The sequence below is a fragment of the Bacillus sp. L75 genome (assembly GCF_003676355.1).
GTDB classification, from domain to species: domain Bacteria; phylum Bacillota; class Bacilli; order Bacillales; family Bacillaceae; genus Bacillus; species Bacillus velezensis.
Map to the genome: position 1 here is coordinate 418,160 of NZ_ML064901.1, position 12,245 is coordinate 430,404.

Below are 12,245 nucleotides of genomic sequence, written 5' to 3' on the forward strand. Positions count from 1 at the left end.
GGAGCGATTCGGCCGGTGGCAAACATTTTAGCAATTGATGATGAAAAAGATATTCTCGTTCTGATCAGAAACATTTTACAGCGTGATCAGCATACAGTAACGATTCTGGAAAAAGCGGAGGATCAGTCATTGGATTTTTTTCAAGGCTATGATTTGATTCTTCTTGATGTCATGATGCCCGGAACGGACGGGATTGAACTCTGCCGGCGGATTCGGCCGCTGGTGGACAGCCCGATCCTGTTTTTAACGGCAAAGTCTGACGAAGAATCCATTGTGAAAGGCCTCATGACAGGCGCTGATGATTACATCACAAAGCCGTTCGGCGTACAGGAATTGATGGCAAGGGTAAACGCGCATGTCAGAAGGGAACGGCGGGAAAAGCATCAGACGAAACGGCTGATATCAGGCTTCATGTTTGATTTTGACAATAAAGAAGTATGGATTGATGACCGGAAACTGCCTCTTACGAAAAACGAATATAAAATCGTTGAATGTCTGGCACAGCATAAAAACAGAACATTCTCACGGGAGCAGATTTACGAGGAAGTGTACGGCTTGGACGGCGATGCGCTCTATTCAACCATTACGGAGTTTATCAGAACCATCCGGAAAAAATGTAAAGAACACGGGGCTGATCCGATCAAAACGGTGTGGGGTGTCGGATACAAATGGGAATAGCAAAAGGAAAATCCAGCATCCGCAAAGAGCTTGTCAAATTTACGATCACACTGTGTCTGAGCACGATGGGGGTGGCGGCATTATGTGTCGCCTTAAATGCCATTGCTATGAATGCCGGAGCGATCCTGCCCGCAAACTACAGCGAGCATGAGGCGGAACAGATCAAACCCCGCCTGAAATCAGCGGAAAAGATAACAGAAGACATGATCCCCGCAGGTATGACATACGCCGTTTTTGATAAAAAAACAAAGCGGATGACAAAAGGAACGATGACGGAACAAGATGCGGCCAACGCGAGAAAAAAGATTCAGCATCAGCCGTATTTTAATTATGCTCAAAAAGGATTCATGGTGATAAATCGGAAAGATGAATACGGCGTTCTCCAATATTCACTCAGGTCGGAATTTCAGTCGCCGCTGTTAAGGCGCTATCTGCCGAATTATGAATGGACGGGTCTTACGATTCTGATCACTTTGCTTCTTTTGACCGTTTTTATTGTGACGACGCGTTTCGCCAATCAGCTGAGACGGCATTTCAGCACACTCAGCTCCATTACGGCAAGCATTCAAAAACAGAATTTAAATATCAATCCAAAAAGGTCGCGTATAAAAGAATTTGACGATGTCATTGACTCTCTGCTGAAAATGAAAGACGCGCTTCAGGCATCTCTGGCGGCGCAATGGGAGGCGGAGCGGATAAAGAAAGAACAAATCGGCGCGCTTGCGCATGATATTAAAATTCCGGCAACGATCATTAAAGGAAATGCCGAACTGCTTCAGTTAACAGAGCCTGATGAGGAGCAGGCGGAATATGCGCAGTATATTCTGGATGCCGGAAACAAAATCGAGCATTATGTCGGACAGCTGATCCAGCTTTCTAAAGCGGAGGAGGCAGTTGCCGTTCATGTGGAATATACCGACCTCAAAGAGTGGATTCAAAACATATATCGTGACGCGGCGGCGCTTGCGGGGCCGAAACAGATTGATCTCGTCCTCAGCGAACGGGGAATTGACAGAAAAGAAGCGCCGATCGATCATGAGCTGCTCCACAGGGCGGTCATGAATATCGCGGCAAATGCCGTCGACTATACGCCGGAAGGAGGGGAAATCCGTGTGGACGTCCTGTGCACCGATTCCGCCCTCCATCTCGCCGTATCCGACAGCGGAAGCGGGTTCTCGCCGGAAGCGCTGAAAAGAGCGACACAGCTTTTTTACACGGAGGATAAAAGCAGACATTCGGCGGGGCATCACGGCATGGGGCTTACATTCGCCCATCATGTCGTACATCTTCACCACGGCGAATTAATACTTGAAAATCAGGAGTCTGGAGGAGCCCGGGCGGAGATTCGAATTCCGCTGGAAGGCGTCAGACAAAAACAAGCCCTGCACGCCTGAGGGCTTGTTTTTCTGTTTAAGAAAAGCAAAAATAAAAACGGCTGTCCGTTTGAGAGATCAGCCGCTTATGCGGAAAAGAGTTTATCAGGAAGGATCAATCCATGTTGAAGACCACTTGGAAATTTCCTCTAAAATAGGGGCTAATGCGCAGCCTTTTTCCGTTAAAGAATACTCAATGCGGACAGGCGTTTCGGGGATAACATCCCGTTTGATGACACCTTCTGTTTCAAGTTCTTTCAGACGTTCTGACAAGACTCTTCCGCTTAAATTCGGAAGCGCCGCTTCAATTTCGCTAAATCGCTGCTGTCCGTTCAATAACTGAAAGACGATTAGAGCCACCCAGCGTTTACTTAGGATGTCGACCGCTTTTTCGAATCTGGGGCACATTTCTGATTGGTTCATGCTTTTTCACCTCGTCTTCTGCTATTATACCGCAAAATCGGAGGGAACGTACGTCTGGCGCTTGTTAAGTTGAGGAGAGGATCAAAAAGAGGATGAGGAATCCGGGGAGCGCTTTTTCGCTTCAGCCGCGATAAAATCAAAGTATTTGCTGACGCTTTCAATATCTTCTTTTGTGAAGTGCTGCCACTTTTTGCTGTCAAACAGCGGCAGATGCTCCGCGCCTCTGTCAACGGCGGTCTGATAGATGGCGCAGATGGATTGATAGCTTTCGGAGGTTTCGCGGATTTCTTCCTGAAATGCCTTGATGTGTCCGGCCCGCGCCATTAACTCCTCGTACGGAATTTTTAATGTGTCCGCCAATTTTCGGATGGTCGCGGGTTTAGGAATGCCGCGGTGCCCGTTTTCAATTCTGGAAATGGTCGCCGAGCTGACGCCGGAATAGACGGCAAGCTGATTGACGGTAAGCTTCCGGGCGCGGCGCAGCTCTCTTAATTGCTTTCCGAATGTGTTCAATAAGATCGCCTCACATGTGCAAAGTCATGAGTCTTCATTTGTTCTTTTTTTGGCTTCAGCCGATAAGAACGCAAAGTATTTATCAAGCAGAACCAAGTCTTCTTTCGACAGGTGCCGCCAGTTCTCCCGCTCCAATAGGGATAAATCATGCAGCTCATACGTTTCGGCTTTTTCCAGCAAGGTGCAGCCCGTGTCGTACGGGGCTCTCGTTTCCTGGACGGTCTCTATGTATCCCGCCGTCTTCATCAGTTCCTCATACGGGATTTTTAACGCATCTGCGAGCTTTTTAATGGTTGCAGGTTTCGGCACCCCGCGTTTGCCGTTTTCAATCCGCGAGATTCCCGCGGCGCTGACGCCTGAATACGTTGCAAGCTGGTTCACTGTCAGATGCCTTTTTTCCCGCAATGTCCGCAATTGTTTCCCGAAGCTTTCCACAGTCTCTCCCCCTCCCGCGGTCTATTTATATTCTAGTATGTTTATTGACTAAAGGGAATAGCCAGGCTGGAAAAGTATTGACAAAAGTTAACAAAAGCCGTATCTTATGTATAAGAAAGAAAGTATTTGACAGAACGGAAGGTGAAGAAAGTGGTCGAAAAGATACAGATCAGAAGAGATTATGTGCTGCAGTATATGGTCAATAATGACTACTCGTTAAACCAGCTCGCCCTGGAGATCGGAATATCTCCCGCCACACTGAGCCGTGTACTGAATGGAGAGCGGAGGCCGGGCCAGCTGGTCATCGGAAAAATGCTCTATTACTTTGACATGAAATTTGAAGATCTTTTTTACTACGACTTTGTTGACAAAAGTCAATGATGATGGAAGATTCAAACGCATTTCCGTTTTTCTGACATGATGTGCACCGATACGGCGTGACATGCCTTTGTTTTTCATGTAAAATAGAAGCAATGTAGGCCAGTCAGTCTGGAGGTGTATGGGATGCACACATTATTGATTACCTTATTGGTCATCGTCAGTATTGCACTTATTATTGTCGTATTGCTTCAAACCAGCAAAAGCGCCGGTTTATCGGGTGCAATTTCAGGCGGGGCGGAGCAGCTTTTCGGAAAACAGAAAGCAAGGGGCCTTGATCTGATTCTTCACCGCACAACCGTTGTGCTGGCAGTCTTGTTTTTCGTGTTGACGATTTCGCTGGCGTATATCGTATAAGGCAATGTTTGTATAAGGTCTGATTTAATATCAGGCCTTTTTCTTGTTGAGAGACGGCGTTTGTTTCTCGCAAAACTGTGGAAAACTAAATTGAATGTGCAAAAAAGGGGTTATGAGCATGAAAATTGTGACACCAAAACCATTTACATTTAAAGGCGGAGACAAAGCGGTGCTTCTGCTGCACGGATTTACGGGAAATACGGCAGACGTCAGAATGCTCGGCCGCTACTTGAATGAGCGCGGCTACACTTGTCACGCGCCTCAATATAAAGGGCACGGCGTTCCGCCGGAAGAACTGGTACATACGGGGCCTGAAGATTGGTGGAAAGACGTCATGGACGGTTATGAATATTTACGGTCTGAAGGCTATGAAAACATTGCGGCCTGCGGACTGTCGCTTGGCGGGGTTTTTTCATTGAAATTGGGTTACACTGTACCCATAAAGGGAATTGTTCCTATGTGTGCGCCGATGCACATTAAAAGTGAAGAGGTTATGTACGAAGGAGTTCTCTCCTACGCGCGCAATTATAAAAAATTCGAAGGAAAACAGCCGGAGCAGATTGAAAAGGAAATGAAGGAGTTTGAAAAAACACCGATGAATACGCTCAAATCGCTTCAGGAGCTGATTGCCGATGTGCGCAAAAACGTCGACATGATCTATTCCCCGACATTTGTGGTTCAGGCACGGCATGACCATATGATTAATACAGAAAGTGCGAACATCATTTACAACGAGGTGGAAACGGACGACAAACAGCTGAAATGGTATGAAGAATCAGGTCATGTCATTACGCTCGATAAAGAACGGGACCTCGTTCATCAGGATGTGTACGAATTTTTAGAGAAACTCGATTGGTAACAAACAGGAGGTCGAATAATGGAAAAAGAAGCGTTTATGGACCGTCTTCTCGCGTTTATGAAGGAAGAGGCGTACAAGCCCCTTACCGTTCAGGAACTCGAGGAGATGCTGAACATCACGGAAGCAGATGAATTTAAAGAGCTGGTAAAAGCGCTGGTGGCGCTCGAGGAGACGGGACAGATCGTCCGCACCAGAAGCAACCGCTACGGGCTTCCGGAAAAAATGAATTTAGTAAAAGGAAAAATTTCCGCGCATGCAAAGGGATTCGCGTTTCTATTGCCGGAGGATACCTCTTTAAGCGATGTGTTTATTCCGCCGAATGAGCTGAATACGGCCATGAACGGCGATATCGTCATGGTGCGGCTCAATTCCCAGTCAAGCGGATCGAGACAGGAAGGCACGGTCATCCGCATCTTGGAAAGAAGCATCGACCGCGTCGTGGGCACATACACAGAAACGAAAAGCTTCGGCTTTGTCATCCCGGATGATAAGAAAATCACGAGTGATATTTTTATTCCGAAACATGCCAATAACGGCGCTGCGGAAGGCCATAAAGTCGTCGTCAAACTGACAAGCTACCCTGAAGGCAGAATGAACGCCGAAGGAGAAATCGTTGAAATACTCGGCCATAAAAATGATCCGGGCATCGATATTTTATCAATTATCCATAAGCACGGCCTGCCGGGAGATTTTCCGGCTGAAGCGATGGAGCAGGCAACAAGCACGCCCGATACCATCGATGAAAAAGACATCAAAGACCGCCGTGATCTCCGCGATCAGGTCATTGTCACCATTGACGGCGCGGATGCGAAGGATCTGGATGACGCGGTCACCGTGACAAAGCTTGATAACGGCAGCTACAAGCTCGGCGTCCATATTGCCGACGTCAGCCATTACGTCACGGAGAATTCCCCGATTGACAAAGAAGCGCTGGAAAGAGGGACAAGCGTGTACTTGGTTGACCGGGTCATTCCGATGATTCCGCACAGACTGTCTAACGGAATCTGTTCTTTAAATCCGAAGGTCGACCGGCTGACGCTTTCCTGCGAAATGACAATCAACCAGCAGGGCCAGGTGACAGAGCACGAGATCTTCCAAAGCGTCATTAAAACGACGGAAAGAATGACCTATTCAGATGTCAACCAGATCCTCACAGAAGACGACGCCGAGCTGAAAGAAAGATATGAGCCGCTCGTCCCGATGTTTAAAGACATGGAACGTCTGGCCGAAATTCTCCGGGCGAAACGGATGGACCGCGGCGCCGTGGATTTTGATTTCAAAGAGGCGAAAGTGCTCGTCGATGAGGAAGGCGCCGTTAAAGACGTCGTCATCAGAGAGCGCTCAGTAGCGGAAAAGCTGATTGAAGAATTCATGCTTGTCGCAAACGAAACGGTGGCCGAGCACTTCCATTGGATGAACGTGCCGTTTATTTACCGGATTCACGAAGAGCCGAACGCCGAAAAACTGCAAAAGTTCTTGGAGTTCGTCACGACATTCGGTTATATCGTCAAAGGAAAAGCCGGAGACATTCATCCGCGCGCGCTGCAAAGCATTCTTGATGAAGTGCGGGACCGTCCGGAAGAAACGGTGATTTCAACCGTCATGCTCCGTTCCATGAAGCAGGCGAAATACGACCCGCAAAGCCTGGGCCATTTCGGGCTGGCGACTGAATTTTATACGCACTTCACATCGCCGATCCGCCGTTATCCTGACTTAATCGTTCACAGGCTGATCAGAACGTATTTGATCAACGGACAATCGGACGAAGCGACTCAAGAAAAGTGGGCCGAACGCCTTCCGGAAATCGCTGACCATACGTCAACGATGGAACGGCGCGCCGTTGATGCAGAGCGGGAAACGGACGATCTGAAAAAAGCGGAATATATGCTTGATAAAATCGGCGAGGAATTTGACGGCATGATCAGTTCCGTCACGAATTTCGGAATGTTTGTCGAGCTGCCGAATACGATTGAAGGTCTTGTGCACGTCAGCTTTATGACGGATGATTATTACCGTTTTGACGAGCAGCATTTCGCCATGATCGGCGAACGCACGGGCAACGTTTACCGGATCGGAGACGAAATCACGGTCAAAGTCGTCGACGTCAATAAAGATGAGAGAAACATCGACTTTGAAATTGTCGGCATGAAAGGCACCCGCCGTCCGAGAGAAACGACAGGCGACCGCAGAAAACGCGGCAGACCGGCGCGGAAACGCGTGTTAAACAGCAATACCCCGGCTTCACCGCCGAAATCGGAGGAAAAAGGAGAATGGTTTACAAAACCAAAGAAGAAAAAGAAAAAACGCGGTTTCCAAAACGCGCCGAAACAAAAACGCAAAAAGAAGAAGTAAATGCGAAAAGCAAATGGGGCAAAATGCTCTGTTTGCTTTCTTTCGCAAGCCGCATTTTCATTGTCGCGGAACGCTCCATTTGCTAAAATAAAGCGTATCGCACACATGAACGGTTTTTGCGGAGAGAGGAGGATAAGGCATGCCAAAAGGATCAGGCAAAGTATTATCGCAAAACAAAAAAGCAAACCATGATTACTTTATAGAAGAAACCTATGAAACAGGCATCGTGCTGCAGGGAACAGAGATTAAGTCCATCCGCGCCGGCCGCGTAAACATGAAGGATTCCTTTGCGAAAATCGAGCGCGGCGAAGTGTTCCTCCACAACATGCACATCAGCCCGTACGAGCAGGGAAACCGCTATAACCACGACCCGCTCCGGACGAGAAAGCTTTTGATGCACAGGAAAGAAATCAATAAGCTGATCGGCCTGACAAAAGAGAAAGGCTATTCCCTCGTGCCGCTGAAGCTGTATTTGAAAAACGGCTTTGCCAAAGTGCTAATCGGCCTCGGAAAAGGGAAGAAAACATACGATAAACGTGAAGATTTAAAACGAAAAGACGCCAAAAGAGAAATCGAAAGAGCGTTCAGAGACAGACAAAAAGGCTTCTGATGCCTGAGCCTTGATGTGATAACTGCCGTATGCTATACTGTTCACACATCAAATTCACAGGCTGTTTATTGAAGACATTCCCAATTGAATTTGTCTGTGATCATGATATAATAACAGTACAGCCAGTTAAGCAAGAGCTTGATAGATCTCCCGTATACCCTTAACAAGGGGACGTTACGGATTCGACAGGGATGGATCGAGCTTGAGCTGCGAGCCGAGAGGCGATCTCGTTAACACGCACCTAAATATAACTGGCAAAACTAAAAGTTTTAACCAAAACTTAGCACTAGCTGCCTAATAAACGCAGCGAGCTCTTCCTGACATTGCCTATGTGTCCGTGAAGAGCACATCCAAGTAGGCTACGCTTGCGTTCCCGTCTGAGAACGTAAGAAGAGACTGACAGACTAGCTCTCGGAAGGCCCGCCCGCAGGCACGAAGACGAGTGAAACACGAAATATGCAGGCTACGCTCGTAGACGCTTAAGTAATCGATGTTTCTGGACGTGGGTTCGACTCCCACCGTCTCCATACATAACAGAGGAACCGCAGTGCCGTCACTTGACCGCACTGCGGTTTTTTCATACCGAAAAAAAGGAGTGAATGTAAATGGAAATCGTCATCATAGACGGAAAAGATGTTACAAGCACAGAAGCTTTACACCGAATCTTAAAAGATCAATTAGATTTCCCGGACTTTTATGGTGAAAATCTGAATGCCTTATGGGATTGTCTGACAGGCTGGATCGAACTTCCGCTGACTTTGGTGTGGAAGAATTTTGAGGCCAGTCAAAAGGCATTGGGCTCGGATGCTGATGATGTCTTGGAGCTGTTTCAAGAGGCTCAAGAAGAGTTAGGGAATCGGTTTGTCATTCAAATCGATCAGCCGTCAGCCGGGACAACGGACAGGCACTAAAAAGTGCGTACTTCCCCTCATCCATTTTTCTATCCGATAATAGGGACGGAGGGTTTCAGGCTTTCGATTTCAGTCCATATATAAGAAGAGACTTGCGATAGGGAGGAATGGATGATGGATTTGCAGTTGAAAGGGAAGACGGCGCTTGTGACGGGATCTACGTCAGGCATCGGGAAGGCGATCGCGGCTTCGCTGATTGCAGAAGGCGCGGCTGTGATCATTAACGGACGCCGTGAAGAAAAGGTGAACGAAACGATCCGGGAACTAGAGAAACAGACGCCGGATGCCCGTCTCTATCCGGCCGCATTTGATTTAGGCACGGCGGAAGGATGCGGGGCGATTTTTCAGCAGTACCCTGATGTGGATATTCTCGTCAACAATTTAGGAATCTTTGAACCTGCGGAATACTTTGATATTCCTGACGAGGAGTGGCTCCGGTTTTTCGAGGTGAATATCATGAGCGGCGTGAGGCTGACACGCCGGTATGCAAAGCGGATGATTGAACGGAAGGAAGGGCGGGTGATTTTTATCGCGAGTGAAGCGGCCGTCATGCCTTCTCAGGAAATGGCCCACTACAGCGCCACGAAAACGACGCAACTGTCGCTGTCACGCAGTCTGGCCGAGCTCACGGAAGGGACGAATGTGACGGTGAATACGGTCATGCCGGGCTCCACGAAAACAGAGGGCGTCGAAACAATGCTGGAGTCGCTTTATCCCGGTGAAAACCTGACAGCGGCTGAAGCGGAGAGACGATTTATGAAGGAAAATCGTCCGACGTCGATCATTCAGCGATTGATCCGTCCGGAAGAAATCGCCCACTTTGTCGCCTTTTTAAGCAGCCCGCTGTCGTCTGCCATTAACGGATCTGCATTGCGGATCGACGGCGGCTTGGTGCGGAGCATTATATAATATGAACGTAAAAAAACCCCCGTAAAGCGGGGGTTTTTTTAATGCGGATCACGCTGAAACCGGCTGATGATCCTGCTGATTAAATCTTTTGTGGCGGAGTCAAAATGCTCTTCTTTTTGGTTTGTCAACAGCCCGACCGGCGGTGAAATTGTTAAGTTATGGATCGGAATGACCTTCGTGCCCTCGATCGGTTCTGAGTGCGCCGTCGCTGTAAAGATTGAGACGCCGATATTTTCCCTGACATAGTATTGGTGAGCCATGCTGCTGGTCAGCTCCATTTTTCGATAGCGGCTGCCGATGGCCCGCTGCAGGTGCTGTTCAATTTGAATCCGGATCGGGCAATTGGCGGGCGTAAAAATCAGGCATTCATTTTCTAAATCCTCGAGATTGACGCTTGCTTTGGCGGCAAGGGGATGTCTGTCTGACACGATGACATTGAGCGAGTCATGGAAAAACGGATCGAAGTAATTTTCCAGAATCAGCTCCGGCTCGCCGCATACGGCAAAATCAATGGCGCCCTCCAGCAGTTTGCGGCTGCATGTATTGGCATCATCCACGCTGACATTGACCGACATGTCAGGATAATCATTTAAGAACCCCCGCAGTACGGCAGGGAAGATCAGGCTTGCCGTCGGTTCGGATATGCCGATGTGAATAAGGCCGGCCTGGCCCTGTCTGATATCGGCCAGAGTATGGTCAAGCACCTCGTATTGCGCGAGAAGCTGCCCGGCCCGCTCATGAAACAGCCGCCCCGCCCTTGTCAGCTTCAGCTTCTTTCCCCGTTCAAACAGCTGCGCGCCTACATCCTGTTCCAGCTGTTTAATCCGCATTGAAATCGTCGGCTGTGAGTAGTTCAGAATTTCGGCGGCTTTATAAAAGCTGCCTGACTGTACGATCGTATGGAACGTTTTAATGGTGCGTAATTCCAACGAAATCCCCTCCCGGCTGTTCATTAATTTTCTTGAACCTTTCCTTTACTTTTTTTGATTAGTCAAATAAATCAGTTTGCTTTATAGTATAAACAATCAAAGCTTAGTAAACAAATTGGAATTATATATTTTTGCGGGGAGAGTGACCGGAATGAGTGAAGACATATTTCGATTGGCTGAGAAAAAGGATGCGCCGGAGTTTTTAGAGCTGCTGTACAGCGCGTTTCAGCCGATCCGCAATTTGGAGATTGACTGGCCGTCGGCGCGGGCCGACATCGATATGGTAACAGAAAATATTGAAAATCATTCAGCCGTCGTGCTCGAACGGGACGGACGGCTTCTTTCAACCATTACGATCCGTTTTCCGTGGGAGAGTGACACGCCTCCGTCAAAATATCCGTTCGTCTGGTGGTTTGCGACGCTTCCTGAGCTGAAGGGGCAGGGCATCGGCAGCAAACTTTTGACTTATGTGGAGGAACACGTGCTGCGGGATACGCTGAAGGCCCCGGCCATCACGCTCGGCACTTCGGCGCGCAAGCATCCCTGGCTTGTAGATATGTACAGACGGAGGGGGTATGAAGTGTATTTTGAGCAGGAGAAAGACGGAGACATCGGAGTCATGATGAGAAAGGTGCTCATACCGGAGCGGTTTGACGCGTCGCTGTTAGGCACACCGAGCTGGGCGCAATGATAAAAAAACGGATCAGAGCCGGCTGTCTGCTTCTGCTGCTCGGCGTGCTGGCCGGGTGCGGGCAAGGAGAAAGCACAAAAGCGGGGAGCGGCGTGCAGACCGTCATTGTCGGCACGGGAACTGATTTTCCGAACATTGCTTTTATGGATGAAAAAGGCGAGCTGACCGGCTATGACATTGAAGTGATGAAAGCCATTGATAAACAGCTGCCGCAATACAAATTTGTCTTTAAGACGATGGATTTTTCGAATCTGCTTACAAGTCTCGGAAACCGGAAAATTGACGTGATCGCGCACAATATGGCGAAAAATAAGGAACGGGAGAAACGCTTTTTGTATCACAAGATCCCGTATAACTACTCGCCGATGTACATCACGGTGAAGGCGGATAATGACGCGATACACACGCTCCGGGATTTAAAAGGGAAAACCGTCATCGTCGGCGCGACGTCAAACGCGGCGGATTATATGACGGCATACAACAAAACCCACGGCAGCCCGATACATTTGAAATACGCCGGGCAGGGAGGCAATGATACAGCAAACCAAATGGAAACGGGACGCGCTGACGCCACCGTATCCACGCCGTTTGCCGTCGATTTTCAAAATAAGACGCACGCGTTCAAACAAAAGACGGTCGGTGATGTGCTGCTGGATACCGAGGTGTATTTTATGTTCAATAAAAACAGCCAAACCCTGGCGGACGATACGGATCGGGCGATTCAAAAGCTTGAGAAGGACGGCACATTGAAAAGACTGAGTGAAAAATGGCTCGGCGCGGATTATTCAAAATCAAGTTTCACGAAATAATTGAAGCAGAAAACGGGG

15 protein-coding genes and 1 other RNA gene are annotated in these 12,245 nt (G+C 48.5%); 12 read left to right on the forward strand and 4 right to left on the reverse strand.

Translation table 11 applies throughout. The features are described from left to right. Positions 1–15: 15 nt before the first annotated feature. Positions 16–678, forward strand: coding sequence for a response regulator transcription factor (locus tag D5S11_RS02160; RefSeq protein ID WP_007613820.1), 663 nt, complete (start codon positions 16–18; stop codon positions 676–678). After that, positions 669–2,072 carry a sensor histidine kinase gene (locus tag D5S11_RS02165; protein WP_020956352.1) on the forward strand — a complete coding sequence of 468 codons (1,404 nt, stop codon included), beginning with the start codon at positions 669–671 and terminating at the stop codon, positions 2,070–2,072. Before D5S11_RS02160 ends, D5S11_RS02165 begins: the two co-directional genes overlap by 10 nt. A gap of 84 nt (positions 2,073–2,156) precedes the next feature. Here D5S11_RS02165 and D5S11_RS02170 read toward each other — a convergent pair whose 3' ends face one another. The 3 genes from D5S11_RS02170 to rghR form a co-directional block, all read right to left on the reverse strand. Continuing rightward, positions 2,157–2,474, reverse strand: a complete 318-nt coding sequence (locus D5S11_RS02170; RefSeq protein ID WP_003151672.1) for a catDE operon transcriptional regulator CatR — start codon at positions 2,472–2,474, stop codon at positions 2,157–2,159. An 81-nt stretch (positions 2,475–2,555) separates the two neighbouring features. Then, positions 2,556–2,987 (reverse strand): helix-turn-helix domain-containing protein, encoded by a 432-nt coding sequence (locus tag D5S11_RS02175; protein WP_003151674.1) that lies wholly within the window; start codon positions 2,985–2,987, stop codon positions 2,556–2,558. A 24-nt stretch (positions 2,988–3,011) separates the two neighbouring features. Beyond that, positions 3,012–3,422 (reverse strand): transcriptional repressor RghR, encoded by a 411-nt coding sequence (rghR, locus tag D5S11_RS02180; protein WP_007409985.1) that lies wholly within the window; start codon positions 3,420–3,422, stop codon positions 3,012–3,014. Positions 3,423–3,617: 195 nt separating this feature from the next. On the opposite strand from rghR, the gene D5S11_RS02185 reads away from it, so the two are divergent. The 8 genes from D5S11_RS02185 to D5S11_RS02220 all read left to right on the forward strand — a co-directional run bounded on the left by D5S11_RS02185 (position 3,618) and on the right by D5S11_RS02220 (position 9,798). After that, complete coding sequence (locus D5S11_RS02185; protein WP_087920807.1) at positions 3,618–3,803, forward strand: helix-turn-helix domain-containing protein; 186 nt, start codon at positions 3,618–3,620, stop codon at positions 3,801–3,803. 123 nt (positions 3,804–3,926) lie between these two features. Continuing rightward, the gene (gene secG, locus D5S11_RS02190; protein WP_003151681.1) at positions 3,927–4,157 is read left to right on the forward strand and encodes a preprotein translocase subunit SecG; all 231 of its coding nucleotides are present in this window, start codon (positions 3,927–3,929) and stop codon (positions 4,155–4,157) included. A gap of 118 nt (positions 4,158–4,275) precedes the next feature. Continuing rightward, the gene (locus tag D5S11_RS02195; protein WP_007409986.1) at positions 4,276–5,016 is read left to right on the forward strand and encodes an alpha/beta hydrolase; all 741 of its coding nucleotides are present in this window, start codon (positions 4,276–4,278) and stop codon (positions 5,014–5,016) included. Between the two features lie 18 nt (positions 5,017–5,034). Then, on the forward strand, positions 5,035–7,368 hold the full coding sequence (gene rnr / locus D5S11_RS02200) for a ribonuclease R (protein ID WP_031378334.1): 2,334 nt from the start codon (positions 5,035–5,037) through the stop codon (positions 7,366–7,368). 139 nt (positions 7,369–7,507) lie between these two features. Beyond that, entirely contained in the window at positions 7,508–7,978 is a 471-nt protein-coding gene (gene smpB / locus D5S11_RS02205) for an SsrA-binding protein (protein WP_003151688.1), read from the forward strand. Between the two features lie 167 nt (positions 7,979–8,145). Further along, positions 8,146–8,508, forward strand: a transfer-messenger RNA (tmRNA) gene (gene ssrA / locus D5S11_RS02210). A 75-nt stretch (positions 8,509–8,583) separates the two neighbouring features. Then, a complete protein-coding gene (locus D5S11_RS02215; protein ID WP_015240594.1) occupies positions 8,584–8,889 on the forward strand; it encodes a barstar family protein in 306 nt (101 codons plus the stop codon). Between the two features lie 114 nt (positions 8,890–9,003). Continuing rightward, positions 9,004–9,798, forward strand: a complete 795-nt coding sequence (locus D5S11_RS02220; protein WP_015418226.1) for an SDR family NAD(P)-dependent oxidoreductase — start codon at positions 9,004–9,006, stop codon at positions 9,796–9,798. A gap of 38 nt (positions 9,799–9,836) precedes the next feature. Here the strand turns inward: D5S11_RS02220 and D5S11_RS02225 are convergent, their stop codons facing one another. After that, on the reverse strand, positions 9,837–10,727 hold the full coding sequence (locus D5S11_RS02225; protein WP_015240592.1) for a LysR family transcriptional regulator: 891 nt from the start codon (positions 10,725–10,727) through the stop codon (positions 9,837–9,839). 151 nt (positions 10,728–10,878) lie between these two features. Between D5S11_RS02225 and D5S11_RS02230 the strand changes: the two genes are divergently transcribed. Together D5S11_RS02230 and D5S11_RS02235 are read left to right on the forward strand one after the other, a co-directional pair. Next, positions 10,879–11,418, forward strand: a complete 540-nt coding sequence (locus tag D5S11_RS02230) for a GNAT family N-acetyltransferase (protein ID WP_003151702.1) — start codon at positions 10,879–10,881, stop codon at positions 11,416–11,418. Next, a complete protein-coding gene (locus D5S11_RS02235; RefSeq protein WP_020956347.1) occupies positions 11,415–12,227 on the forward strand; it encodes an amino acid ABC transporter substrate-binding protein in 813 nt (270 codons plus the stop codon). Before D5S11_RS02230 ends, D5S11_RS02235 begins: the two co-directional genes overlap by 4 nt. Positions 12,228–12,245: the final 18 nt, after the last annotated feature.

Bases quoted from the DNA above. Each gene is read 5' to 3' on its own strand.
- D5S11_RS02215 (WP_015240594.1), top strand. From the start codon at position 8,584: ATGGAAATCGTCATCATAGACGGAAAAGATGTTACAAGCACAGAAGCT.
- secG (WP_003151681.1), top strand. From the start codon at position 3,927: ATGCACACATTATTGATTACCTTATTGGTCATCGTCAGTATTGCACTT.
- smpB (WP_003151688.1), top strand. From the start codon at position 7,508: ATGCCAAAAGGATCAGGCAAAGTATTATCGCAAAACAAAAAAGCAAAC.
- D5S11_RS02230 (WP_003151702.1), top strand. From the start codon at position 10,879: ATGAGTGAAGACATATTTCGATTGGCTGAGAAAAAGGATGCGCCGGAG.
- D5S11_RS02165 (WP_020956352.1), top strand. From the start codon at position 669: ATGGGAATAGCAAAAGGAAAATCCAGCATCCGCAAAGAGCTTGTCAAA.
- D5S11_RS02170 (WP_003151672.1), bottom strand. From the start codon at position 2,474: ATGAACCAATCAGAAATGTGCCCCAGATTCGAAAAAGCGGTCGACATC.
- D5S11_RS02185 (WP_087920807.1), top strand. From the start codon at position 3,618: ATGGTCAATAATGACTACTCGTTAAACCAGCTCGCCCTGGAGATCGGA.
- rnr (WP_031378334.1), top strand. From the start codon at position 5,035: ATGGAAAAAGAAGCGTTTATGGACCGTCTTCTCGCGTTTATGAAGGAA.
- D5S11_RS02220 (WP_015418226.1), top strand. From the start codon at position 9,004: ATGGATTTGCAGTTGAAAGGGAAGACGGCGCTTGTGACGGGATCTACG.
- D5S11_RS02235 (WP_020956347.1), top strand. From the start codon at position 11,415: ATGATAAAAAAACGGATCAGAGCCGGCTGTCTGCTTCTGCTGCTCGGC.
- D5S11_RS02195 (WP_007409986.1), top strand. From the start codon at position 4,276: ATGAAAATTGTGACACCAAAACCATTTACATTTAAAGGCGGAGACAAA.